Origin of the sequence: Microbulbifer pacificus, from assembly GCF_002959965.1 — a bacterium.
GTDB classification, from domain to species: Bacteria; Pseudomonadota; Gammaproteobacteria; order Pseudomonadales; family Cellvibrionaceae; genus Microbulbifer; species Microbulbifer pacificus_A.
Genome location: NZ_PREV01000026.1, coordinates 108,630 through 130,437 on the forward strand (window position 1 = coordinate 108,630; position 21,808 = coordinate 130,437).

23 protein-coding genes and 1 riboswitch are annotated in these 21,808 nt (G+C 59.4%); of the genes, 12 read left to right on the forward strand and 11 right to left on the reverse strand.

All coding sequences use genetic code 11. From position 1 onward, the window contains the following. Window positions 1-2 precede the first annotated feature (2 nt). Window positions 3-136, forward strand: a riboswitch (SAM-I-IV-variant riboswitch). Window positions 137-240: 104 nt separating this feature from the next. The 3 genes from C3938_RS01045 (at window position 241) to tdh (ending at window position 2,751) form a co-directional block, all read left to right on the forward strand. Then, window positions 241-456: a hypothetical protein gene (locus tag C3938_RS01045; RefSeq protein ID WP_105101427.1), complete on the forward strand. Its 216-nt coding sequence runs from the start codon at window positions 241-243 to the stop codon at window positions 454-456. Window positions 457-517: 61 nt separating this feature from the next. Then, on the forward strand, window positions 518-1,717 hold the full coding sequence (locus C3938_RS01050; RefSeq protein ID WP_105101428.1) for a glycine C-acetyltransferase: 1,200 nt from the start codon (window positions 518-520) through the stop codon (window positions 1,715-1,717). Window positions 1,718-1,725: 8 nt separating this feature from the next. Next, the gene (tdh, locus tag C3938_RS01055) at window positions 1,726-2,751 is read left to right on the forward strand and encodes an L-threonine 3-dehydrogenase (protein WP_105101429.1); all 1,026 of its coding nucleotides are present in this window, start codon (window positions 1,726-1,728) and stop codon (window positions 2,749-2,751) included. Window positions 2,752-3,310: 559 nt separating this feature from the next. Here the strand turns inward: tdh and C3938_RS01060 are convergent. Together C3938_RS01060 and C3938_RS01065 are read right to left on the reverse strand one after the other, a co-directional pair. Continuing rightward, a complete protein-coding gene (locus tag C3938_RS01060; protein WP_105101430.1) occupies window positions 3,311-4,552 on the reverse strand; it encodes a cation:proton antiporter in 1,242 nt (413 codons plus the stop codon). Window positions 4,553-4,568: 16 nt separating this feature from the next. After that, a complete protein-coding gene (locus C3938_RS01065; RefSeq protein WP_105101431.1) occupies window positions 4,569-6,113 on the reverse strand; it encodes an FMN-binding glutamate synthase family protein in 1,545 nt (514 codons plus the stop codon). Between the two features lie 149 nt (window positions 6,114-6,262). Between C3938_RS01065 and C3938_RS01070 the strand changes: the two genes are divergently transcribed. Beyond that, the gene (locus C3938_RS01070) at window positions 6,263-7,351 is read left to right on the forward strand and encodes a PA0069 family radical SAM protein (RefSeq protein ID WP_105101432.1); all 1,089 of its coding nucleotides are present in this window, start codon (window positions 6,263-6,265) and stop codon (window positions 7,349-7,351) included. A gap of 3 nt (window positions 7,352-7,354) precedes the next feature. On the opposite strand, the gene arsH is transcribed toward C3938_RS01070, so the two are convergent. Genes arsH through C3938_RS01090 form a run of 4 tightly spaced genes read right to left on the reverse strand, consistent with a single transcriptional unit; the run spans window position 7,355 to window position 9,925 of the window. Further along, on the reverse strand, window positions 7,355-8,056 hold the full coding sequence (arsH, locus tag C3938_RS01075) for an arsenical resistance protein ArsH (RefSeq protein WP_158681650.1): 702 nt from the start codon (window positions 8,054-8,056) through the stop codon (window positions 7,355-7,357). A gap of 18 nt (window positions 8,057-8,074) precedes the next feature. Then, window positions 8,075-9,094, reverse strand: coding sequence for an ACR3 family arsenite efflux transporter (gene arsB, locus C3938_RS01080; protein WP_105101434.1), 1,020 nt, complete (start codon window positions 9,092-9,094; stop codon window positions 8,075-8,077). A 2-nt stretch (window positions 9,095-9,096) separates the two neighbouring features. Next, window positions 9,097-9,570 (reverse strand): arsenate reductase ArsC, encoded by a 474-nt coding sequence (locus C3938_RS01085; RefSeq protein ID WP_105101435.1) that lies wholly within the window; start codon window positions 9,568-9,570, stop codon window positions 9,097-9,099. Window positions 9,571-9,592: 22 nt separating this feature from the next. Then, a complete protein-coding gene (locus C3938_RS01090; protein ID WP_199775539.1) occupies window positions 9,593-9,925 on the reverse strand; it encodes a metalloregulator ArsR/SmtB family transcription factor in 333 nt (110 codons plus the stop codon). Between the two features lie 138 nt (window positions 9,926-10,063). Here C3938_RS01090 and C3938_RS01095 point away from each other — a divergent pair, with 138 nt between their 5' ends. Next, on the forward strand, window positions 10,064-10,342 hold the full coding sequence (locus tag C3938_RS01095) for a GIY-YIG nuclease family protein (RefSeq protein WP_105101437.1): 279 nt from the start codon (window positions 10,064-10,066) through the stop codon (window positions 10,340-10,342). A gap of 53 nt (window positions 10,343-10,395) precedes the next feature. Here C3938_RS01095 and C3938_RS01100 read toward each other — a convergent pair whose 3' ends face one another. Genes C3938_RS01100 through C3938_RS01110 form a run of 3 tightly spaced genes read right to left on the reverse strand, consistent with a single transcriptional unit; the run spans window position 10,396 to window position 12,625 of the window. Further along, window positions 10,396-11,586: a glutathionylspermidine synthase family protein gene (locus C3938_RS01100; protein WP_105101438.1), complete on the reverse strand. Its 1,191-nt coding sequence runs from the start codon at window positions 11,584-11,586 to the stop codon at window positions 10,396-10,398. 3 nt (window positions 11,587-11,589) lie between these two features. Next, a complete protein-coding gene (locus C3938_RS01105; RefSeq protein ID WP_105101439.1) occupies window positions 11,590-12,192 on the reverse strand; it encodes a DUF1190 domain-containing protein in 603 nt (200 codons plus the stop codon). Window positions 12,193-12,211: 19 nt separating this feature from the next. Continuing rightward, on the reverse strand, window positions 12,212-12,625 hold the full coding sequence (locus tag C3938_RS01110) for a DUF350 domain-containing protein (RefSeq protein ID WP_105101440.1): 414 nt from the start codon (window positions 12,623-12,625) through the stop codon (window positions 12,212-12,214). A 180-nt stretch (window positions 12,626-12,805) separates the two neighbouring features. Here C3938_RS01110 and C3938_RS01115 point away from each other — a divergent pair, with 180 nt between their 5' ends. The 7 genes from C3938_RS01115 (at window position 12,806) to C3938_RS01145 (ending at window position 19,192) form a co-directional block, all read left to right on the forward strand. After that, window positions 12,806-13,579: a TSUP family transporter gene (locus C3938_RS01115; RefSeq protein ID WP_105101441.1), complete on the forward strand. Its 774-nt coding sequence runs from the start codon at window positions 12,806-12,808 to the stop codon at window positions 13,577-13,579. A 108-nt stretch (window positions 13,580-13,687) separates the two neighbouring features. Further along, complete coding sequence (locus C3938_RS01120; RefSeq protein ID WP_105101442.1) at window positions 13,688-14,008, forward strand: DUF3301 domain-containing protein; 321 nt, start codon at window positions 13,688-13,690, stop codon at window positions 14,006-14,008. 20 nt (window positions 14,009-14,028) lie between these two features. Continuing rightward, window positions 14,029-14,253 (forward strand): DUF1653 domain-containing protein, encoded by a 225-nt coding sequence (locus C3938_RS01125; RefSeq protein ID WP_105101443.1) that lies wholly within the window; start codon window positions 14,029-14,031, stop codon window positions 14,251-14,253. A gap of 55 nt (window positions 14,254-14,308) precedes the next feature. Beyond that, window positions 14,309-15,376 carry a saccharopine dehydrogenase family protein gene (locus tag C3938_RS01130; RefSeq protein WP_105101444.1) on the forward strand — a complete coding sequence of 356 codons (1,068 nt, stop codon included), beginning with the start codon at window positions 14,309-14,311 and terminating at the stop codon, window positions 15,374-15,376. Window positions 15,377-15,532: 156 nt separating this feature from the next. Then, complete coding sequence (locus C3938_RS01135) at window positions 15,533-16,060, forward strand: phosphatase PAP2 family protein (RefSeq protein WP_105101445.1); 528 nt, start codon at window positions 15,533-15,535, stop codon at window positions 16,058-16,060. A gap of 46 nt (window positions 16,061-16,106) precedes the next feature. Then, complete coding sequence (locus tag C3938_RS01140) at window positions 16,107-17,240, forward strand: MJ1255/VC2487 family glycosyltransferase (RefSeq protein ID WP_105101446.1); 1,134 nt, start codon at window positions 16,107-16,109, stop codon at window positions 17,238-17,240. A 143-nt stretch (window positions 17,241-17,383) separates the two neighbouring features. Beyond that, window positions 17,384-19,192, forward strand: a complete 1,809-nt coding sequence (locus C3938_RS01145) for an acyl-CoA dehydrogenase (protein WP_105101447.1) — start codon at window positions 17,384-17,386, stop codon at window positions 19,190-19,192. A 95-nt stretch (window positions 19,193-19,287) separates the two neighbouring features. Here the strand turns inward: C3938_RS01145 and C3938_RS01150 are convergent, their stop codons facing one another. Together C3938_RS01150 and C3938_RS01155 are read right to left on the reverse strand one after the other, a co-directional pair. After that, window positions 19,288-20,799 (reverse strand): dipeptidase, encoded by a 1,512-nt coding sequence (locus C3938_RS01150; RefSeq protein ID WP_233998574.1) that lies wholly within the window; start codon window positions 20,797-20,799, stop codon window positions 19,288-19,290. A 141-nt stretch (window positions 20,800-20,940) separates the two neighbouring features. After that, the gene (locus tag C3938_RS01155) at window positions 20,941-21,774 is read right to left on the reverse strand and encodes a polysaccharide deacetylase family protein (RefSeq protein WP_105101449.1); all 834 of its coding nucleotides are present in this window, start codon (window positions 21,772-21,774) and stop codon (window positions 20,941-20,943) included. Window positions 21,775-21,808 lie beyond the last annotated feature (34 nt).

The following is a 21,808-nucleotide window of genomic DNA, read 5'->3' on the forward strand; positions in this document are numbered from 1 at the left end:
GCCCGCGACATCAAGAGAGTGGCTGACGCCAACGCCAACCTGCCTGCCGGGGCAAGGTGGTTTCTCTTCACAGTCCGTAACGTTGCGTACGACTGTGCAGGGGATGGGGCTCTTGCTGGCAACCGAAGATTTCGGCCCAGCTGTGCAATCCAACCGGATGCGATGATTTTTTGTGGATGTGCGCCACAGATGCATCGCCGCTTCCGCCGTCAGCCCTCCATACATTTTATTGGAGGGAACATGTCCGAATTCACGCTATCCAGCACCGACGTTATCGAAATCCAGATTGCCCCCCAACGCAGCCGAACGGCCGTCCGGGCAGTCAAACGCAGCGATCGACAACTGCTGTGGCAACTCTTGTTCGACTCGACGGAAGACGCGCTGGCCTTTGCAACCCACTGCCGTGCCAGCGACGCACCAGTCACGGCCCACAAAGCCTGTGAACTGGCGGTGTGACCACTAGACTTGTGCCACCAGCACCTGTCGACCAAATCCATAGGGAGCCAATAACAACGCCATGTCCAAGCCCGAGCACTTTTTCCAGCACCTGCGCGACGAACTGAAACAGATCGAGGCCGACGGCCTCTACAAGCGCGAGCGCATTATCACCTCCCAGCAGGCTGCCGAAATTCAGGTCAACAACGACACCCAGGTACTGAACTTTTGCGCCAACAACTATCTCGGACTCGCCAATCACCCGGAGCTGATCCAGGCTGCCAAAGATGGCCTCGACCAGTACGGCTTTGGTATGGCATCCGTACGTTTTATCTGTGGCACTCAGGACATTCACAAGGCGCTGGAATTCCAACTGTCGGAGTTTCTGCAGACCGAAGACACCATTCTTTACACCTCCTGTTTCGACGCCAATGGCGGTCTGTTTGAAACGTTATTGGGCCCGGATGACGCGATCATTTCCGACGCGCTGAACCACGCCTCCATTATCGACGGTGTGCGCCTGTGCAAGGCCAAGCGCTTCCGCTACGCCAACAACGACCTGGCGGATCTGGAAGAACAGTTGAAGGCCGCCGATGCGGCCGGAGCCAGAACCAAACTCATCGCCACCGACGGCGTGTTTTCCATGGACGGCGTGATCGCGAATCTCAGGGGAATCTGCGATCTGGCGGACAAATACAATGCGCTGGTGATGGTGGACGATTCCCACGCGGTGGGTTTCCTCGGCGAACACGGCCGCGGTACCCACGAGTACTGCGGCGTGATCGAGCGTGTAGACATCATTACCGGCACCCTGGGCAAGGCCCTCGGCGGCGCCTCCGGTGGTTTCACTTCCGGTCGCAAGGAGATCATCGATCTGCTGCGCCAGCGCTCGCGCCCCTACCTGTTCTCCAACTCCGTGGCACCGGCCATCGTGACCGCGTCACTGAAAGTACTGGACATGCTGATCGAGGGTGGCGAACTGCGCAAACAGCTGCAGGACAACTCCGCCTATTTCCGCAAGCGTATGACACAAGCCGGGTTTACCCTCGCAGGCGCCGACCACGCCATCATCCCGGTGATGATCGGCGACGCCGCGCTCGCACAGAAGATGGCCGACAAGATGCTGGAAAAAGGCATTTACGTGGTGGGCTTCTTCTACCCGGTAGTACCAAAAGGCCAGGCCCGTATCCGCACCCAGATGTCCGCCGCCCACACCCGTGAGCAGCTGGACCGCTGTATTGATGCATTTATCGAAGTCGGCAAAGAGCTGGAAATTATTTAAGCAGTACCATGAAAGCACTATCCAAACTCAAATCTGAACCCGGCATCTGGATGACGGATGTCGAGATCCCGGAACCGGGTCACAACGACCTGCTGATCAAGATCCGCAAGACCGCGATTTGCGGCACCGACATGCACATCTATCACTGGGATGAGTGGTCGCAAAAGACCATTCCGGTACCCATGGTGGTTGGCCACGAATACGTGGGCGAAGTGGTGGGCATGGGCCAGGAAGTGGCCGGCTTCAAAGTTGGCGATAGGGTTAGTGGCGAGGGCCACATCACCTGTGGCCACTGCCGTAACTGCCGCGCCGGCCGCCGCCACCTGTGCCGCAACACTTACGGTGTGGGTGTAAACCGCCAGGGTTCCTTCGCGGAATATCTCGTTATTCCCGCACTGAATGCATTCAAGATTCCGGACAACATTTCCGACGAACTGGCGTCCATCTTCGATCCGTTCGGCAATGCGGTGCACACGGCGCTGTCATTTGACCTGGTTGGCGAAGATGTGCTGATCACCGGCGCCGGCCCCATTGGCATCATGGCCGCCGCTGTTGCCCGTCATGTGGGCGCGCGCCACGTGGTAATCACGGACATCAATGATTACCGTCTGGATCTGGCAAAAAAAATGGGCGCGACGCGCACCGTGAATGTCAGCCGCGAAAAGCTGCCGGACGTGATGAAAGAAATCGGCATGACCGAAGGCTTCGACGTGGGTCTGGAGATGTCCGGTGTGGCCGTCGCCTTCCGCGATATGCTGTCGGCGATGAACCACGGCGGCAAGATTGCGATGCTGGGTATTCCCCCGGGCGAGATGGCCATCGACTGGAGCCAGGTGATTTTCAAGGGCCTGATCCTGAAAGGCATCTACGGCCGCGAGATGTTCGAGACCTGGTACAAGATGGCAAGTCTGATCCAGTCCGGCCTCGATCTGTCCCCGATCATCACCCACCAGTTCCCGGTGGATGAATACCAGAAAGGTTTCGAGACCATGGGTTCCGGTGAATCCGGCAAAGTTATTCTGAACTGGCAGTAATTAGCTTTGTAGCGAGCACCGTGTGGTTCTAAGCAGGATATGTGGCGGCCGATCACCGGGTGGAGCATTTCGAAACCGCTGTGAATACATCCCTGTACGCTGCGTCGCAAACATTCCTGTTTGCGACGCTTTCGAAATGCTCCACCCGGCGCTCGGCCTTCAATTCGAACTACCCGACTTCGTCAGCTACAAAGTCAAACTTCTTACGAAGTTAAATGATTCAACGCGAAGGGCGGGTGATGGGGATCCGTTTTCAAAAGCGTCGGCGACAGGGACGTCGCCGACGCAGCGTACAGGGAGGTATTCACAGCGGTTTTGAAAACGGATACCCAGCGCCCGGCCGCCACAGGAACAAAAACAGAGCACCCGACCCAAACCACAGAACCTGAAAAGAGCACCCCAAAACCACAGGAGCAAAAAATGCTCAGAGTAATCGGCGTGCTCCTCTTCGCCCTACTGCTATTGGCCATAGCGGCCCACCTCTTCTACTCCCGCAAGGCGAAAGAAGAAGCAACCAGCCACACACGAACCTTCCCCATCTACTACATCGCCAAAAACGCTATGATTCCAGCTTGCGAATCAACCGCGTACTCGTAGTCCCCTGCACCAGCAGCGAAAACAACACCACCCCGAACACCATTGCCTGCACCAAAGGCGAGTACGGCAAATCTGTCGGCAATGAAAGCACCAGTGCTACAGCAATTGCACCGCGCAAACCACCCCAGCTCAGAATCAGGCGCCAGTCTTTGGTAATCGGCGGGCCCACATAACGTGCCAGCGGCGCGACCAAAAACACCGCAAAACCGCGCGCCCCGATCGCCGCCACAATCGCGACAATCATCGCCAGCCAATACTGCGCGAACATATCAACGGTGATGACCAACCCCATGATCACGAAAATCAGCGCATGAAACAGCAATCCCAACCACTCCCAGGTCGGCGCCGCGTGGGCGAGGTAGGTCTGCTCCTGCTCCCGCAGGCAGGCGCGGGCGACGATGGCGCAGATCATGACGGAAAGAATGCCGGAAACACCCACCACGTGTTCCGCCAGGTAGAAACTGCCGAACGCCGCCAACGCCAGTACCACCAGAGCCGCGCCGGCGGAACCGAGAAACAGAATGGTGATGGCGGTCAGCAGGCCACAGATCGTACCCACCGCCAAACCGCCAAAGAAAACCACCGAGAAATACAACGCAAAATTGCCCGCACCACTGATGGCCTCACCCGTGGCAACGGCCCCCTCCATGGCACTGTTCGTGGCAATACCCAGCACAAAGGAAAACAGCACGATTGCGACCACATCATTGAACAGACTCTCCCCTTCTACCACGGTCAGCAATTCGTCGTTGGCACCGGTCAGCCGCAATCGAGCGACGATGGAAGCCGGGTCGGTAGCAGCGAGAATGACGCCGGTGAGGAGCGCGGCAAGCCAGGGAAAGCCGCCCGGCTGGTACACCCCAAAATACACCAGTACTGCGGTCATCAGCACACACAGCAATACGCCTACCGTCGCCAGTAACAGTGCGGGCCCGAGCCAGCGGAACAGGATATCCGGGTCGATCTTCCATGCGGACTGGAAAACCAGCACCGGTAAAATCACGAAGAACACCAACTGGTGCAGATTTTCCGCGCGCAGGTTGGTGTTGTAATCAAACACCGGCAGCAGTATGCCGGCGAGTACGCCGGCAATCAGGCAACCGAGGGTGTCGTCGCGCTTGAGCAATCGCGCAATGCCGAGGCCGGCAACGGCAGCGAGGGCCATGTACAACCCCTGTCCGACCAGTGTACTGACACTTTCCACAGCTTGCTCCCGCCAATCACTGGTTATCGCGATCGGTGGCGATCACGGATTTGGGTTTTACTTCCGGCACCAGATCGTTGAGCGGAACCGGCACGCCGCGCTCATTGATAATTTCCACATGGGCGCGCCGCAGTAATCTGGGCTCGGGTACGCCACAGGAGTGGGCGATGGTACCCACCTCGTATTCCATATTGCGCGCGTAGTGATATACCCGCTCTGCCTTGTCCATCGGGTCCAACCCCTGCTGCAGATCCGGGTTGTGGGTGGTGACGCCGGTGGGGCAGGTATTCTTGTTGCACTGCATGGCCTGAATGCAGCCGAGGGCAAACATGAAGCCGCGCCCGCAGTTGACGAAGTCCGCCCCCATGGCGAGTGCCCAGGCCACCATGGAGGGGGTGAGCAGTTTGCCGGCACAAATAATTTTTACCCGTTCGCGCAGTCCGTATTGTTCGAGAAGATCCACCACCAGGGGCAGACTGCGATTCAACGGCAGGCCCATGTAATCCATCAGGCTTTGGGGCGCGGCGCCACTGCCACCGTCGGCGCTGTCGATGTTGATAAAGTCCGGCGCAGACTCAATGCCTCGCTGCTGAATCGCTTCGCACAGGTCGTGCAGCCAATCGCTTACGCCAATAACGCACTTGAAGCCGACGGGCTTGCCGGTGACTTCGCGGATATGGTCGATCATATCCAACAAGCCGTTCACGTCGCGGATTTCCGGATGCCCGTTGGGGCTGATGGAATCCATCCCCACGGGAATACCGCGCACGTGGGCAATTTCCGGTGTGACCTTTATCCCCGGCAGTATCCCGCCCTTGCCCGGCTTGGCGCCCTGGGAAAGTTTGAGCTCAAACATTTTCACCTGTTCGTGGGCCGCCACCTCTCGCAGCTTGTCGTCCGACAGATTGCCCTCCACATCGCGCACACCATATTTGGCGGTGCCGACCTGAAACACGATATCGCAGCCACCGGAGAGATGGTGGGAAGAAAGCCCCCCCTCACCGGTATTGAGCCAGATACCGGCCTTGGCGGCACCTTTGGACAGCGCCGTCACCGCCGGCACCGACAGCGCACCGAAACTCATGCCGGAGATGTTGAAAATGGAACGGGTGGTGTAGGGCTTGCGGGCCACCCCCTCTCCGAGGGTGACTTCCCGCGGCGGCACCGCGTCCTTGGTGAGAGTGGGAAATGGATGATTGAGAAATACGATGTCGCCTGGCTGGTTCAGCGGCCTTGTGGAACCGAACGCGAGGGTGGAATCCACATTCTTTGCCGCCCGGTAAACCCAGTTGCGCTGGGCACGGTTAAAGGGCATTTCCTCGCGATCGAGGGCATAGAAATACTGACGGAAAAACTCGCCCAGATGCTCGAACTGATAGCGAAAGCGCCCCAGTACCGGAAAATTACGCCGGATCGCCTGCTTGGTCTGGCTCACATCCGACAGGTAGAGGTAGATGACATACAGCACCAGTACCACCAGCCCGAAGGCAAACAGCATCGCAAACAGCTGCAACACCTTGACCGCAAACCCGTATATCGCGGCCACAGCCTGAAGATCCATTTCCTAGTCCCTGCTCTGATGGTTGATATGGCAAAACGTGAAACTGCCAGGTCATTGTATGCGCTGCGCGGATGGCTTGCACAGTCCCGCGCACGGCAATAAACTGTATAAACATACAGTCTTCGCAATTTCCATACAGCGAGCTTCCCGTGGCCAACGACGATTTCAACAATCCCACCCGCCTGCACAAGGGCCGCGGCGCCATCAGCAATCTTGCCGGACGTTTCGTGGATCAGATCAGCAGCCGGGAGAGCGACGGATGGGAGCGGGAACTGGAACCGTTGGAGCGGATTGAAACCGTAGCCATCGAAGAGAAGGCCAAATCCATCATCTCCACCAACGGCTCACCGGACATACCCTTTACCCAATCCATCAACGCCTATCGGGGTTGCGAACACGGCTGTATCTACTGCTACGCGCGCCCCGCCCACGCCTATATGGATCTGTCCCCGGGACTCGATTTCGAGACACGCTTGTTTTACAAACCCAACGCGGCGGAATTGCTGGAGCAGGTACTGCGCAAGAAAAACTACCAATGCAGCCCCATCGCCATGGGCACCAACACCGATCCCTATCAGCCGCTGGAAAAAGACAAACAGATCACCCGCCAGATTCTGGAAACCCTGCAGCGACACCGCCACCCGCTGACCATCGTCACCAAGAGTCAGCTGATTGTGCGCGACCTGCCGATACTCGCAGAAATGGCCCAGGACAATCTGCTGCATGTGGCCATCAGTGTGACCACGCTCGACAACGACCTGAAACGGAAGCTGGAACCGCGCACGGCGGGGCCAGCCGCGCGTTTGCGCACTATCGAGACCCTGAGCAGCGCAGGCATTCCCACTGCGGTGATGGCCGCCCCCATGATTCCCGCGCTCAACGACGCGGAGCTGGAGAATATTTTGAGCGCTGCCCACCGGGCCGGCGCCATCCAGGCCGCTTATATTCTTTTACGCCTGCCATTTGAGGTAGCGCCGCTGTTCCGCCAGTGGCTGGCGGAACACTACCCGGAGCGCGCGGCCCATGTGATGAGGCTGGTACAACAGAGCCGTGGGGGGAAAGACAACCAGAGTGCGTTCGGCGAGCGCCAGCGCGGCACCGGTGTATTTGCGCAGCTGTTGCGACAGCGCTTCAAGGTGCACTGCCGCAAGCTGGGGCTGAATGAGAAAAAGCTGGCGCTGGACTGCAGCCGGTTTACCCTGCCACCGCAAGCGGGGGACCAGCAGAGTCTGTTTTAGCAATTACATCGCGCGCTGGTCTATCCGCTTGCGAAATTCCTCGGCACTTTCCTTGCGTTCGGAATAGCGGTCCACAAGATAGTCGGCGCGATCCCGCAACAACAGAGTGAATTTCACCAGCTCCTCCATGACATCTACCACCCGGTCGTACAGGGACGACGGTTTCATCCGGTCGTTGTCGTCAAACTCCAGCCAGGCCTTGGGTATCGAGGACTGGTTCGGGATGGTAAACATACGCATCCAGCGGCCCAGCACGCGCATCTGATTGACCGCGTTGAAGGACTGCGAACCACCACTGACCTGCATCACCGCAAGGGTCTTGCCCTGGGTCGGGCGGATACCTTGCATGGCCAGCGGTATCCAGTCGATCTGCGCCTTCATAATGCCGGTCATGGCTCCGTGACGCTCGGGGCTGCACCACACCATGCCATTGCACCACTGCGCCAGTTCACGCAGTTCCTTTACCTTGGGATGATCCTCCGCCGCATCGTCCGGCAGTGGTAACCCGGAGGGATTGAAGGTGCGGGTTTCCGCACCAAAGTATTCCAGAATGCGCGCAGCCTCCTCGGTGGCCAGACGGCTGAAAGACCGCGGGCGCAGCGAGCCATAAAGCAACAGGATTTTCACAGGCGCAGCGCTCCGCTCCGGCGCAAAGAGTTTTTCCTCGTCAATGGCTGTCAGGCACTCGGCATCTATGTTCGGCATATCGTTCAAGGACACAACTTACTCCTCAAAGTAGTGGCGGGTTCTGTTGGCGAATGCCACCAGGCTCAGCATCACCGGCACCTCCACCAACACACCGACCACGGTGGCCAGCGCGGCGCCGGAGTTGAGGCCAAACAGGGAAATCGCTACGGCAACCGCCAGTTCAAAAAAATTGGAGGTGGCAATCATGCAGCCCGGCGCCGCGATGTTGTGCGGCAGCTTCATCGCACGGGCCGCACCGTAGGAAATCGCAAAAATACCGTAGGTCTGAATCAGCAGCGGAATCGCGATCAGCGCGATGGCCAGCGGTTTGGCAAGAATGGTTTCAGCCTGGAAGCCGAACAGCAGTACCACCGTCGCCAAAAGGCCGGCGATGGAAATCGGCTTTACGGATTGCAGAAAATGGTTCAGCCGCGAGTGATCCGAACGTGAGTCCAGTGCTCGACGGGTCAGGATTCCGGCAACCAGAGGAATCACCACATACAGGAGCACCGACAGCAGCAACGTATCCCAGGGCACCGTCACATTGCTCACGCCCAGCAGAAACGCCGCCAGCGGCGCAAAGGCAAAAATCATGATGACGTCGTTAACCGACACCTGCACCAGCGTGTAATTGGCATCGCCGCGGGTCAGCTGGCTCCACACAAACACCATCGCGGTACAGGGCGCGACGCCAAGGAGAATCATGCCGGCGATATATTCCGTCGCCGTCTGCGGGTCCACCAGATCTGCGAAAATCACCCGGAAAAACAACCAGCCGAGCGCAGCCATGGTGAAGGGTTTGATCAGCCAGTTCATCACCAGCGTAAGAAACAGACCTTTCGGCTTTTTTCCGATATCGCGGATGGAACCGAAGTCCACCTGTACCATCATCGGGTAGATCATCAGCCAGATGAAAATGGCTACCGGAATATTGACATGCGCCACTTCCATAGCAGCGAACCAGTGAAACAGCCCGGGAAACAGGGTACCTAGCAGTACACCCGCAACGATGCACAGCGCCACCCAGACGGAAAGATACCGCTCAAACAGGCCCACGGTTACTGCACCTCTGCGATGTGAATTAGCGCCTGCTGCAGTGCGTCACGAGACAGGTTTTGTTCCTGCAGAGACAGCAATCTCTGTACGCGCCGTTCGATGGTTGCCATCACCACGTAAAACGCCTCGCGAATCTCCGCTTCACTGCCATCCAGCTTCGACGGATCCGGCAAACCCCAGTGCACCTTTACCGTATCGCCAAACCACACCGGACAACTCTCACTGGCGGCACTGTCACACACGGTAACGACGATGTCCGGCTGATCGCTTTCAAACGCATCCCACGACTTGCTCTGCAGCCCGTCGGTACTGATGCCCTTTTCTTTCAGGTAGCGGATCGAAAGCGGATGCACGGCACCGCTCGGCTGGCTGCCGGCACTGAACGCCTGAACACGGCCCAGCCCTAGATGATTGGTGATTGCTTCGCTGAGGATGCTGCGGCAGCGATTGTGGGTGCAGATATACAGAATCTTCATGTTTTCGGACTCGGGAAAAATGTCAGCAACAGATGGGACGATCGACCATCGCCTTGAGATTGTTTTGCAGAACCGCCAGCCACTCAGGTTCGTCGGTCAACACGGAGTCACACACCGCCCTCGCCCACTCCGGCAGCGAAGGGTGAATGGCGTAGTAGACCCACTGCCCCCGGCGGGTATCCTGCAGCAGCCCACAATTGCGGAGCTGCGCCAGGTGACGGGAGATTTTCGGCTGGGATTCTTCGAGTGCCGCCATCAACTCACACACGCAGAGCTCGCCTTCCGAAAACATCAACAACACCAGCCGCAGACGGGTCTCGTCCGCCAGGCATTTGAACAATTGCACCGGGGTTATCACTGTGCCTCCCTTTCCACGGTTGGATCACGAGGCATTATATATGGATATCCGTATATGTAAATCCAAAAAGACACGACCTAACGCCCGGGCTGTTACAATGCCACCTCACCTGGTTTCAGCGAAAAGTGATCCACCGTGTCCGACTGGTTTGTCTATATGATCCGCACCCGCTCCGGCAGCCTGTATACGGGAATTACCCGTGACGTGGCGCGTCGCTTTGACGAGCACAGCGGCAGCCCCAAAGGGGCGAAAGCGCTGCGCGGGCGCGGCCCGCTGACACTGGAATTTCAGCGGGCGGTGGCGGACAAGTCGGAAGCGTTAAAGCTGGAGCTGCAGATCAAGAAGTGGTCCAAGGCCCGCAAAGAAGCCTTGGTTGCGGGAAAGATCGAGCTGCCTACCCCGGAACCGGTGTAGGCCCGATCGCGAACGGACGGCATCCTGTGCCGGCCCGGCCATCAATCAATCAATCAATCCAGAATGATATGCGGCAGGAACCGGGAGGAATCCCTGGTAATCAGGGTTGCATCTTCACGAATACAGATTCCCGCCGCGCGGTCGCCCACGACCCAACTGCCGACCATAGCATAGGTATCCGCGTTACGGTGTTCGTCGCGGAATTTTGGCAGCGCCTGAAAGGCCTGCCGGATATAACGCCCGTCAGCGTACGGGCCTGCCGCCGATATTTCTTCACCACCACCGGTGATCAGATCCACATTTGCGCCCTCGCGGGAGAACAACGGCTTGCGCACCCAGCCCGCGGCCATTGGCTCGCTGCTGGCGGTTTCAAAAAATGCCGGCAGCAAGTTGGGGTGATCGGGATAACGCGACCACAGCAGTGGCAGAATGCCCTTGTTGGACAGCAGCATTTTCCATGCGGGCTCGACCATCTGGGTATTGGCGGCGAGCGTGGCGCGGCCGAAATCTTCCCGCACCATAAATTCCCACGGGTAGAGTTTGAACAGGCCCTTGATCGGATGGTCATCCAGGTCGACAAACTGTGGATTTTCACCCTTGGCATCGGTGAGTACGCCGATATCTTCCAGCGCGATATAGTGCACGTTCCTTCCGGATTGCGTGGCGATATCCATCAGATAATTGACGGTGCCACGGTCCTCCGCATTGTCGCGCACACTGGTGAAAAAGAACGGGGTCGATAACTCCAGCTCGATGAACGCCTGCTCGAGCTTATCCTGCAGGGAATTGAACTGGTCCGCGCGCGCGGGCAACACCCCATTCCTGATCTGCTCCTCCAGCCACACCCACTGGAAAAATCCGGTTTCAAACAGCGATGTGGGCGTGTCGTAGTTGAGTTCGAGCAGTTTCGCGGGGCCGGTGCCGCTGTAGACCAGATCCATGCGCCCATATAAATGCGGCTCACCGCCATTCCACGAGTTCCACACATAGCTCCAGTAATCCCGCGGGATATTGAGTTGGGTGAGCATTTCCTCGCTGCGGGTGATATCTCCTACCATATCCATCACCATCTGGTGCAGCTCTTCCGTGGGCGCTTCCAGATCGTCTTCCACCTGCTGCAGGCTGAACTGGTAATAGGCGGTTTCATCCCAGTAGGGCTCGCCGTCGAAGGTGTGGAAATTGAACCCTACCTCCTCGGCATAGGTGCGCCAGTTCGGGCGTTCGGCGACGCTGATTCGCTTCATACTTTAACCGCCGTAGCTGCTGCGGGTTGCCGCCTGTTGTCCGAACCCCCCGCGACGCACCAAGCTCCCGACCCGGGGCTGCACCTGCGAAGGCCTCAGGGAGACGGGGCCGGCACCTTTTGCCACCGGGGTATTGTGGGCGGTACGGTAAGTGCCGCGATCATCGCGGGACTTGTATAGCGGTTGCGTGGGCACACCGGCACCGGCGGCACTCTTGTTGCCCGCAGCGGCGGTATTGGTACCTGAAGTGGCTGCGCCCGGCTGGAAATTGGCACCGCGATTCATCATCTGACCGGCGAGATAGCCCATCATCATCGGCATAAAGAAACTGTGCCCGGACGCGGTCTGCTGGGGTGCGGTCTCACACTTGCCATCGCCAAAGTCCGCTTCGCACTCTTCCTTGCTCACGTATTTGGGCGCGACCTGCGGATGCAGCGCCTTGGCCTTGGCGTATTCGGCCTCGCACTGTTCGGTGTTCCACCCTCCGGCACTGCATTCCTCCGGACTGCTGTACACCATGCCCTGCACTTCTTTTTCACAGCCGGCGATCAGCAGGGTTGCGACAGGAACGGTCAACACCAGTGCGGCTTTTTTACTGCGTTTCATAATTTGCGTCCTGTATCCGTTAATAGCTCATGCACGCGGCATTGATCAGGCCAACGGCGATTGCCACCGTCGCGGCAAAAATTCCGGAGGCCATCTCACCCTGATCGATACGCTCGGACAATTGCTTCAACACCATGCGCAGCACCGCAAAGGTGAGCACCTGGACAATCAGTGCCACCGCGCCCCACACAGCGCAATCCAGCAGCGACAGGGAGTTGGTAATCGCACTGGAAAGCGGTAGTGCAAAACCGATGATCGCCCCACCAAATGCCAGCGCCGCCGCGGAGTTGTTGGCACGGATCAGCGTCATCTCCGCGTGCGGTGTCATCCAGGTGTAAATGCGCACAAATATCAACACCAGAACAATCGCCACCGCGAAATAGGCCAAAAAGGGTGGAATACCATTCAATGATGACAGTGTAGTGGCGAGCATGACCTTGTCCTTGTTTGATTGCGCTAACGAGCGTGTGAAAAAAATTTGCCGAATTCTGACACAGATCCGGAAAAAAGAGGGCGGCCCCGGCGCATAAATTCAACCAGAGCAATCCGGTCAAATCTGCTGATACAATGCCCGCCTTCACGACCGCTCCCACCCCGCGATTTCAGGAATCCCATGGAACTGACCCTCACCCTGCTACTGGTATTGTTTGCTGTTGCCATGTTCGCGGGCTGGGTGGACACCCTGGCCGGAGGTGGCGGACTGCTGACACTGCCAGCACTGCTGCTGGCCGGTGTGCCGCCGGTTACCGCGCTTGCCACCAACAAAAGTCAGGCGGTGATCGGCACGCTGACCGCCACCACAACCCTGTTCGCCAAAGGGCATCTGCGCGAACGCAAACTGATATTGCCCGTTGCCACCGCAGCGCTCGGCGCCGCTCTGGGCACCTGGCTGATCCAGCGCATTGACACCAGCTGGCTCAGCTGGGTAATCCCCGTTTTGCTGCTGTGCGTTGCACTGTACGTGTGGCTGACACCAAACCTCGGCAACAGTGAGCGCCAGGCCCGCCAGAGTGAGCGGCAGTGGGCACTCACCTGCGTGCCCGCCGTGGGTTTCTACGATGGCGCCTTCGGGCCTGGTACCGGTACCTTCTTCGCCGCCGCCGGCGTCGCCTTTCGCGGCCAGACGCTCCTTACCGCCACCATCCGTGCCAAGCTGTTCAATCTCACCACCAATGTGGTTTCCGTTGCGCTGTTCGCCGCCGGCGGCAAGGTGATCTGGACGATTGGCGCAACCATGATGGCAGGGCAGATGATCGGTGCCATCATCGGCAGCCACACCATGCTGGCCGGCGGCACCCGCCTGATACGCCCGCTGGTAATCACCATGTGCATACTGATGAGCCTCAGTCAGATTGCACAGCACCTGGGCCTGCTACAGCTGCCGTAACCGGCCCGCCACACCCCGCATCAAAGGCCGGTATTGCGAATCGTGCAGGGCAAAATCTTCGCCCCGGTGGTATTCTTGCCCGCTCAAATACAACCCATCTGAACCGTTATGTACTACTCACTCGGCGACCTGCTCTGGCTGTTTCTGCTGGCCCTGGCGGGCTGGTATTTCTGGTCCGGCATGGCGGCCAAAGACCGGGTGCGCCGTATCGTCAAGGCGCACTGCACCGATTCCGGAATTCAACTGCTGGACGACACGGTCATGCTGGTGCGCACGCGCCTCAAGCGCGATAAAAGCGGTCAGGTGCGGCTGCTGCGCCAGTACGAATTCGAATTCACCTCCACAGGCGAGCGCCGCTACAGCGGTATCGCAGTGTTGCACGGGCAGCGGGTCAGCCAGATCCAGCTTTCGCCCTTCCACCTCGCCTGACCTTCCTTTCAAGGACTCCCATGCAGACTCCTGTGCAAAAAGGCATCTACCGGCACTACAAGGGCAATCTCTACCACTTGATGGAAATCGCCACTCACAGTGAAACCGGGGAACAATTGGCGATCTACCGTGCTCTGTATGATGACTTCGGCGTGTGGGCCCGCCCGCTGGCGATGTTTGTGGAGACGGTCGAAAAAGATGGGGAGACCATCCCCCGCTTCGCACTGGAACAGCCCCTGGACTGACACCCTCGCCCCAAGAACAAATACGGTCCCTGCGACCACACAATAAGGACAACAGGTGAACAACAAGCAGATCCTGATCTACGGTGCGTACGGCTACACCGGCGAGCTGATCGCCCGCAAAGCAGTCGCCAGGGGCCTGAGGCCCATTCTGTCCGGCCGCAGTGCAGCGAAACTGCAGCCGCTGGCCAACGAGCTGGGACTCCCGGCCATCGCCGTCAGCCTCGACGATGAAGACGTGCTGGCACGTACCCTGCAAGACATCGCGGTTGTCATCCACTGCGCCGGCCCCTTCTCCGCAACCGCCGAACCGATGATGCGCGCCTGTATCAAAAGCGGCACCCACTACCAGGACATTACCGGCGAGATGGCGGTGTACCAGCAGGCCCACGCGCTGCACGCGGAAGCCAAAGCGGCGGGCGTGGTGCTGTGTCCCGGCACCGGATTTGACGTGATTCCTACCGACTGCCTGGCCATGGCACTGCACAAGGCCATGACCAGTGCCACCCACCTGACCCTGGGGTTCGACTCGGATTCCGGCCTCAGCCCGGGCACCGCCAAGACCTCCATCGAGAGTATGGGCGTAGGCGGCGCGGTGCGCCGCAACGGCAAGATAGAGGTGATCCCCCACGGCGAACTGACCCGCAAGATCAACTTTGGCCGCGGCGAGAAATTCGCCGTCGCCATTCCATGGGGCGACATTGCCACCGCTTATTACTCCACCGAGATCCCGAATATCGAGGTGTACATCCCCATGAGTCCGCGGCGCGCGAAGAAGATGCGGGGCCTCAATAAATTCCGCTGGCTGCTGCGCATGAACTGGGTGCAGAAGTGGCTGAAGAGCAAAGTCGATAAGAGTGTGCGGGGGCCGACCGAGAACCAGCGCGCGGAGCAAAAGACCTGGGTATGGGGTGAGGTGCGCAATGACCGCCGCGGCGAACGCCGGGTGGGTCGCGTAGTCACCGCCAATGGCTACGACGTGACCGTGTACGGCTCGCTGGCGGTAATGGAGCACCTGCTCGGTTACGAGGGCAAAGGTGGCTATTTCACTCCCTCGAAACTCTGCGGTCACCAGCTGGTGGAAAAGCTGCCCGGCTCCGGCGTAATCAAGATCGGGATCGACTGATCTACTCCCTGCAGGAGCCTGAACCTTCGACTGCGAGGCAGGCTCCTACAAGCCCCTCCGAGACACCCGAATCAATACCCGCCACATCGCGCAGATTTCACGGATCTGACATATTTCGGTCAAGTCCGCGCAACATTGGCTTCGTACTTTTAGAGCATGCGAAGCCTACCTATCACACTGAAAACGGTCGATGTCTCCCTGGTTCTGCGCATGGCGCAGCGGGCGACACGACCGGCATCACGCAGGAACTACCTGCTGCTGTCCCGGTCTGCCGATGGCTGGTTGTATCTGCTCTCGCCACTGGCCATTCTACTGATCGACACGCTGATGGCCCTGCAGTTCCTCTACACCTGCGGCGCGGCCTTCGCCATTGAGCGCTCGCTCTACTGGACCATCAAGAACACCACCAAGCGCAATCGCCCGCCGGAAGCCATCCCGGGGCTGCGCTCCATCATCGTCGCCAACGACCGATTCAGCCTGCCTTCGGGGCACACCTCCGGCGCCTTCCTGTTTGTGACCATGCTCAGCCAGTGCCTGAACCCGCTGTGGGCGCTCGGTTACTTCTGGGCCGCGGGCGTTGGCACCTCCCGGGTGGGACTGGGCGTGCACTACCCCACGGACGTGTGCGCCGGTGCGCTGCTCGGCACCTGTGTCGGGTTCGCGGTCAGCGGCACACTGCTGTAACCGCTCACCCCGGATTCCCTACCCTCTGCTCAATCGGAGAAGCATCTTGAAAATACTCTACGGCGTTCAGGGCACCGGCAACGGCCATATCACCCGCGCGCGCGCCATGGCGGAAGCCTTCCAGAAGTTTCCCGAGCTGGAAGTCCAGTGGCTGTTCAGCGGCCGCCCGCCGGAGAAACTGTTCGCCATGGAGGCGTTCGGCGATTACTGGTGGCGCGAGGGGCTGACCTTTGTACACAGGGAAGGGAAGATCGACCAGATCGCCACCGCCAAACAGCTGAATGTCAGCCGCCTGCTGAAAGACATCCGCGAACTGCCGGTACAGGACTTCGACCTGGTCATCAGCGACTTCGAGCCGGTCACCGCCTGGGCGGCAAGAAAACGCAAACATCCGAGCCTGGGCCTCGGCCATCAGTATGCGTTCAACTTCGCCATCCCCACCCCGCGCTTTGGATGGACCGCCCGTGCGATCATGAAACTGTTCGCTCCGGTCCAGGTGAGTCTCGGCATGCACTGGCATCACTTCGGCCATCCCATCCTGCCACCGATCGCCCAACCGCACGGGCACACCGACGCGGCCCAGCGGGACCACGTACTGGTGTATCTGCCGTTCGAGCACGCGGAACCACTGCTGCACCAACTGGCGCAACTGCCTCATTCTTTCATCGTGTACGGTTTGCCCACCGATCTGCCGGTGGCGGACAACATCGAACTGAAGGCACCTTCCGTGGAAGGCTTCCGCAACGACGTGGCCACCTCCCGCGCGGTGATCTGCAACTCGGGCTTTGAATTGATTGCAGAGACGCTCACCCTCGGCAAACCCATCCTTTCGCGCCCGCTCAAGGGACAGTTCGAGCAGGAGGCCAACGCCATGGCCCTGCAGGAACTGCAACTGGCGAAGGTGGTGAAACAGATAGATGCGATCACCGTCGGCCGCTGGCTGCAGGAGCAGCCCCGCGGTGTGCACATTGACTGGCCGGATGTGGCGACCACTCTCGTGCAGTGGATTGCCGATGGCCGCAGCGAGAGCCAGCAGCAACTCTCCTCGCGCCTGTGGGCCGATGTCGTACCCGGCCGCGCCGGTGTGCGAAAGACCAACACCCTGGCACCGCGTCCTGCGGAGCCGGCAAAGGATATCGAAGAGGATATCGGCGGTATCAAGGGCGGCGAGAGCACCTGATACAAGCGCTCATTCGCATACCCCCGGTTCAGGTGGCCACCGATTTCAGAAAGATCAGTGGCCATTACCTGGAATGTCATTGCCCGCACGCTCCTCACTCCCTACCCTGACCCGGTACCTATAAGACAAAAAGCGGAGTGGTTATGAGCGAGCAGTATCTGAACGACCGGGATATCGAATTCCTGCTGTACGAATTTCTCGATACCGAGTCCCTGCTGCAACGTCCCCGCTACGCCGAGCATTCCCGCGAAGTGTTCAATGCGACCCTCGATACCGCCAAAGCCATCGCGGAAAAGTACTTCGCAACGCACTACACCAAGGGCGATGCCTGTGAGCCCAGCTTCGATGGCGAAAAAGTCACCCTGATCGACGAAACCCGCGAGGCGTGGAACGCGTTTGCCGAGGCGGGATTTCTCGCCGCTCACTACGATTTCGACGAAGGCGGTATGCAGCTGCCGGAAATCATCCTCCGCAGCGCCATGGCCTATATCAACGCCGCCAACGTGGGTACTGCCGCCTACCCGTTCCTCACCCTGGGCGCAGCCAATCTGGTGCGCAGCTTCGCCAGTGACGAGCTCAGACAAACCTACCTGCCGCCGATGATGGACGGCCGCTACGCCGGCACCATGGCACTGACGGAACCGGACCAGGGTTCCGCGCTCGCGGACATCCGCACTACCGCCACCCCGGCGGAAGACGGCAGCTACCGCCTGCGCGGGCAGAAAATGTTTATTTCCGGCGGCGACCAGTCCATCACCGAAAACATCGTGCATATGGTGCTGGCGCGCATCAAGGATGCACCTCCCGGAGTAAAGGGAATTTCCCTGTTCCTGGTGCCGAAATTCATTCCCGCGGACGATGGCAGCGGGCCCACCCGCAACGATGTGCAGCTGGCCGGATTACTGCACAAGATGGGTTATCGCAATACCACCTCCACGGTACTGAGCTTCGGCGAAAGCGGCGGTGCCATAGGCTATCTCGTGGGCGAACCGCACAAGGGCCTCAGCTACATGTTCCAGCTGATGAACGAAGCCCGTATCGGCGTCGGCACCGGTGCCGCGGTGCTCGGCTACCGCGGCTACCAGCACGCACTGCAGTACGCGAAAGAGCGCCCCCAGGGTCGCCTGCCCTCCAATCGTGATCCGCAGTCCAAACAGGTACCGATCATCCAGCACGCGGACGTACGCCGCATGTTACTGATGCAGAAAAGCTACGTGGAGGGCGGCCTCGCACTCTGTCTCTACGCCTCCTCCCTGTTCGAGGACGTCCACAGTGCGGAGACCGAAAATGAACGGCAGCAGGCCACGGAACTGCTGGACCTGCTTACCCCCATCGTCAAATCCTGGCCGTCCAAGTATTGCTTGAAAGCCAACGACCTCGCGATCCAGGTGCTTGGCGGCTCCGGCTATATCCGCGAATATCCGCTGGAACAGCTCTACCGCGACAACCGCCTGAACCCGATTCACGAGGGCACCGAGGGTATTCAGGCCATAGACCTGTTGGGGCGCAAGGTACCGGCAAAGGGACTCACCGGTTACAAAATTCTCGCAGGGGAAATCGGCAAGACCATCGCTGCCTGTAGCGAGGATGCCCAGCTGCACCCCCTCGCACAATGTGTCAGCGACGCCCTCGACCACCTTCACGGCACCACGGAAAACCTGCTGGGACAGATGGCCGCCGATGCAGACCTCGGCCTCGCCAATGCCGCACTTTATCTCGATGTTTTCGGCCGCGTGGTGGTGAGCTGGATCTGGCTGCGCCAGGCACTGATCGCATCGCAGAGGCTCGGAGCCGACAGCCCGATCAGCGAGGAAGAAGAGAATTTCTATCGCGGCAAACTGCAGGCCGCGCGCTTTTATATCGAATGGGAACTGCCGGAAATCAAACCGCAGCTGGCCCTGCTGGAAGTCGGCAACCGTGTACCGTTTGATATGCAGCGCGACTGGTTCTGAGCCGCCCCCAGACAACCGCAGCCATTAAAAAAGGGACTGAATTCAGTCCCTTTTTTATCTGACAAGTGTTATCAGGCAAGCGCCCTGGCGAACGCCTACAGATTCGCGATCTCAATCATCATCGCTGTGTACATTTTCAGATTCAGGCGCAACTGGTCTACGGTAATGAACTCGTGTTCCGAGTGGCCGGTGTAGGCCTTGCCGGGCATGGACGGCCCGAAGCTCACCGCATTCGGCAGCAGCTTGGCATTGGTGGAACCACCAATCGATACCGGGCCCGCATCTTTGATACCGGTGAAATGCCGGAACACCTGCAGCAGCGGTTCCACCTGCGGCGCGTTATCCGCGCGGTAGGGTTCACCGAGATGCACGCCGACGTCCGCCATCTGGATACCGGTCTGTTTCTGCCAGCGGTCGATAGCACCGTGGATCTGCTTGTCCAGCAGCTCGGCGGTTTTACCGGTGGGGCGGCGCAGGTTCAGGTAACTGGTGAGCCCTTTGTCATCGGCCTTCACCATCGTCAGAGCGCCGGTCATCGGCCCCATAAAGTCATCGCGGTAGGCAATATCGCCGAACTGCTCGGCGACGATACCGGTACCGATCAGATCGTTGATATAGCGCACCATGGCACCGGCGGCATTCGCCGGCCAATCGCGGTTACCCAGTGCATCCGCCAGGAAGGCAATGGCATTGACGCCGTGTTCCGGCTCGGAACTGTGGGTGGCCACTCCGCGCGCGGTGATTTCCAGCACATCGTCCTTTTGTGTGAACTCGAATTTCACCTGTGGATGCCTGGCGGCACGCGCGCGGATGCTGCTTTCCAGTTCAGCGGTCGGGTTGACGATGCGGGCATGGGCCTCGTCCGGAACCTGGCTGCGGAAATAGCCACCGTGGAAGTCGCTCAGGTAGGGCTTGTTGCTGTCCGCCACCGGCACATCGGCAAAGGTCGCGCGCACTTCACTCCAGCCCTTCTCCGCAGTCACCACCGGGTAATTCGCATCGATGGTGATGTTGTAGGCAGGCATGTCGTAATCTTTCAGAAAGGCCTCCAACGGGCCCCAGTCGGACTCCTCGCCTAGGTAGACGATCAGTTCCACGCGCCGCTGCATCGGCACACCCTTGTCTTTGATCGCTTTCATCGCATAAAGCGCAGTGGCGATCGGCCCCTTGTCGTCCTCGCTGCCGCGGGCGATCAGCTTGCCCGGCTCGCTGGTGCGATCCAGCTCAAACGGGCTTTTCTTCCACTTGGCCGGGTTGGCCGGCTGCACATCGCCGTGGGTGACAATACCGATTTTTTCCTCGCCCTGGCCCAGCGCCACGATCACCACGTAGCCGTGGTCCTCGCACTCAAGCCCCAACCCCTGGGCCTTGCCACACAGGGCGCGCTTGAAGCCGGTGAACTCGGGGTTTTTCTCCAGCGGCAGGTCTTCCCGCGCTACGGTCTTGAACTTCACCAGCTCGGCGAGGGTATCGGTCATCGCCGCCTCGTACTGGTCCACCGCATAGTCCGCGGTATTCTGCGCTTCCGGCGAAACACTCGCCATCGCAGTCAGCGGGCTGAACAGTAGCGGAGCCGCAATCCGCGCAAGTTTGGATCGGAAATTCACAGGGCACTCCATGGGGTGGGAAAAAGGCGGATTGTACCGCCCCAGCGGAAGTAAATCCCGCTCAACGCGGTGCGGCGATGGCCGGTTGCGACCTGCCGAAAGCGCAGAAGCCTACCGCGTGAGAAGCATTGCCGTGCAAGGTTACAGAGCCTGCCGCGCCTGCTCCCGTTTCAGGTGCGCAACCGCCTCTTCCATGGTGGCCACCCAGTAGCGCTCCGGGTGCGCCGCCAGGTAGTCGACCAGTGCTTTATGGGCCTCGGAGGATACGGTGATGTAGTCGCCGCCCACGCCGTGGAACATAAAGCCTACCAGGCTGTGGTTTTCCCGTGCGGCTTCCACTACGGCAATCAGTTCCTCCGCACTTTTATCCGCGCCGTCGAACGATGCTATGCGGTAAAAGTCGCCGTCGCTGAGCTGGTGCTGACCGTCAGCGGAGAACAGCCGTGCGGCGGGCACGAGTTTTTTCAGTTCGGGAATCACATCCTCGCCACCGGCAGTCATGTCGCCACAGGGATAGGCAAAGGTGCGCTGCTTTTTGCCGTCGATGGCTTCGAGCATGCTGTTGGTGGCCTGCACTTCGTCGACGAACTGCTCCAAGGTGTAGTTATCCAGATCCTGCCAGGACTTTACCCAGCTGCGGTTGGAAAGGGATTTGCGGCACGGGTGGTAGAGCATGTGGTTGCCCAATTCGTGCCCGCGTTCGGCGGCACGGCGCCATTCGTGCAGACGCATACGGATGGAGGGGCGCGCGCCGCTGAGGTAAAAGGTGCCGGGGAGTTTGTGTTCGTCCAGTTGCGGGATGGCGATGTCGAGGTGGGAATCCAGTGCGTCGTCGTAGGTGAGCACCACCGCCACTTCCGCACCACCGGGCCAGGGGGAATTATTATCCGCGGCCGTGCTGGGTGCAGCGACGCCAGTTGCGAGGGCCGCAAACAGTGCGACGCTGGAGAATTTCCTGATGGATAGAGAAAACATAAAACATCCCTTTTGTTTATTGTTGGTTTTGTTT

Bases quoted from the DNA above. Each gene is read 5' to 3' on its own strand.
- C3938_RS01045 (WP_105101427.1), top strand. From the start codon at position 241: ATGTCCGAATTCACGCTATCCAGCACCGACGTTATCGAAATCCAGATT.
- C3938_RS01050 (WP_105101428.1), top strand. From the start codon at position 518: ATGTCCAAGCCCGAGCACTTTTTCCAGCACCTGCGCGACGAACTGAAA.
- tdh (WP_105101429.1), top strand. From the start codon at position 1,726: ATGAAAGCACTATCCAAACTCAAATCTGAACCCGGCATCTGGATGACG.
- C3938_RS01065 (WP_105101431.1), bottom strand. From the start codon at position 6,113: ATGGATCTTCAGGCTGTGGCCGCGATATACGGGTTTGCGGTCAAGGTG.
- arsH (WP_158681650.1), bottom strand. From the start codon at position 8,056: ATGCCGAACATAGATGCCGAGTGCCTGACAGCCATTGACGAGGAAAAA.
- C3938_RS01085 (WP_105101435.1), bottom strand. From the start codon at position 9,570: ATGAAGATTCTGTATATCTGCACCCACAATCGCTGCCGCAGCATCCTC.
- C3938_RS01100 (WP_105101438.1), bottom strand. From the start codon at position 11,586: ATGAAGCGAATCAGCGTCGCCGAACGCCCGAACTGGCGCACCTATGCC.
- C3938_RS01105 (WP_105101439.1), bottom strand. From the start codon at position 12,192: ATGAAACGCAGTAAAAAAGCCGCACTGGTGTTGACCGTTCCTGTCGCA.
- C3938_RS01110 (WP_105101440.1), bottom strand. From the start codon at position 12,625: ATGCTCGCCACTACACTGTCATCATTGAATGGTATTCCACCCTTTTTG.
- C3938_RS01115 (WP_105101441.1), top strand. From the start codon at position 12,806: ATGGAACTGACCCTCACCCTGCTACTGGTATTGTTTGCTGTTGCCATG.
- C3938_RS01120 (WP_105101442.1), top strand. From the start codon at position 13,688: ATGTACTACTCACTCGGCGACCTGCTCTGGCTGTTTCTGCTGGCCCTG.
- C3938_RS01125 (WP_105101443.1), top strand. From the start codon at position 14,029: ATGCAGACTCCTGTGCAAAAAGGCATCTACCGGCACTACAAGGGCAAT.
- C3938_RS01135 (WP_105101445.1), top strand. From the start codon at position 15,533: ATGCGAAGCCTACCTATCACACTGAAAACGGTCGATGTCTCCCTGGTT.
- C3938_RS01145 (WP_105101447.1), top strand. From the start codon at position 17,384: ATGAGCGAGCAGTATCTGAACGACCGGGATATCGAATTCCTGCTGTAC.
- C3938_RS01155 (WP_105101449.1), bottom strand. From the start codon at position 21,774: ATGTTTTCTCTATCCATCAGGAAATTCTCCAGCGTCGCACTGTTTGCG.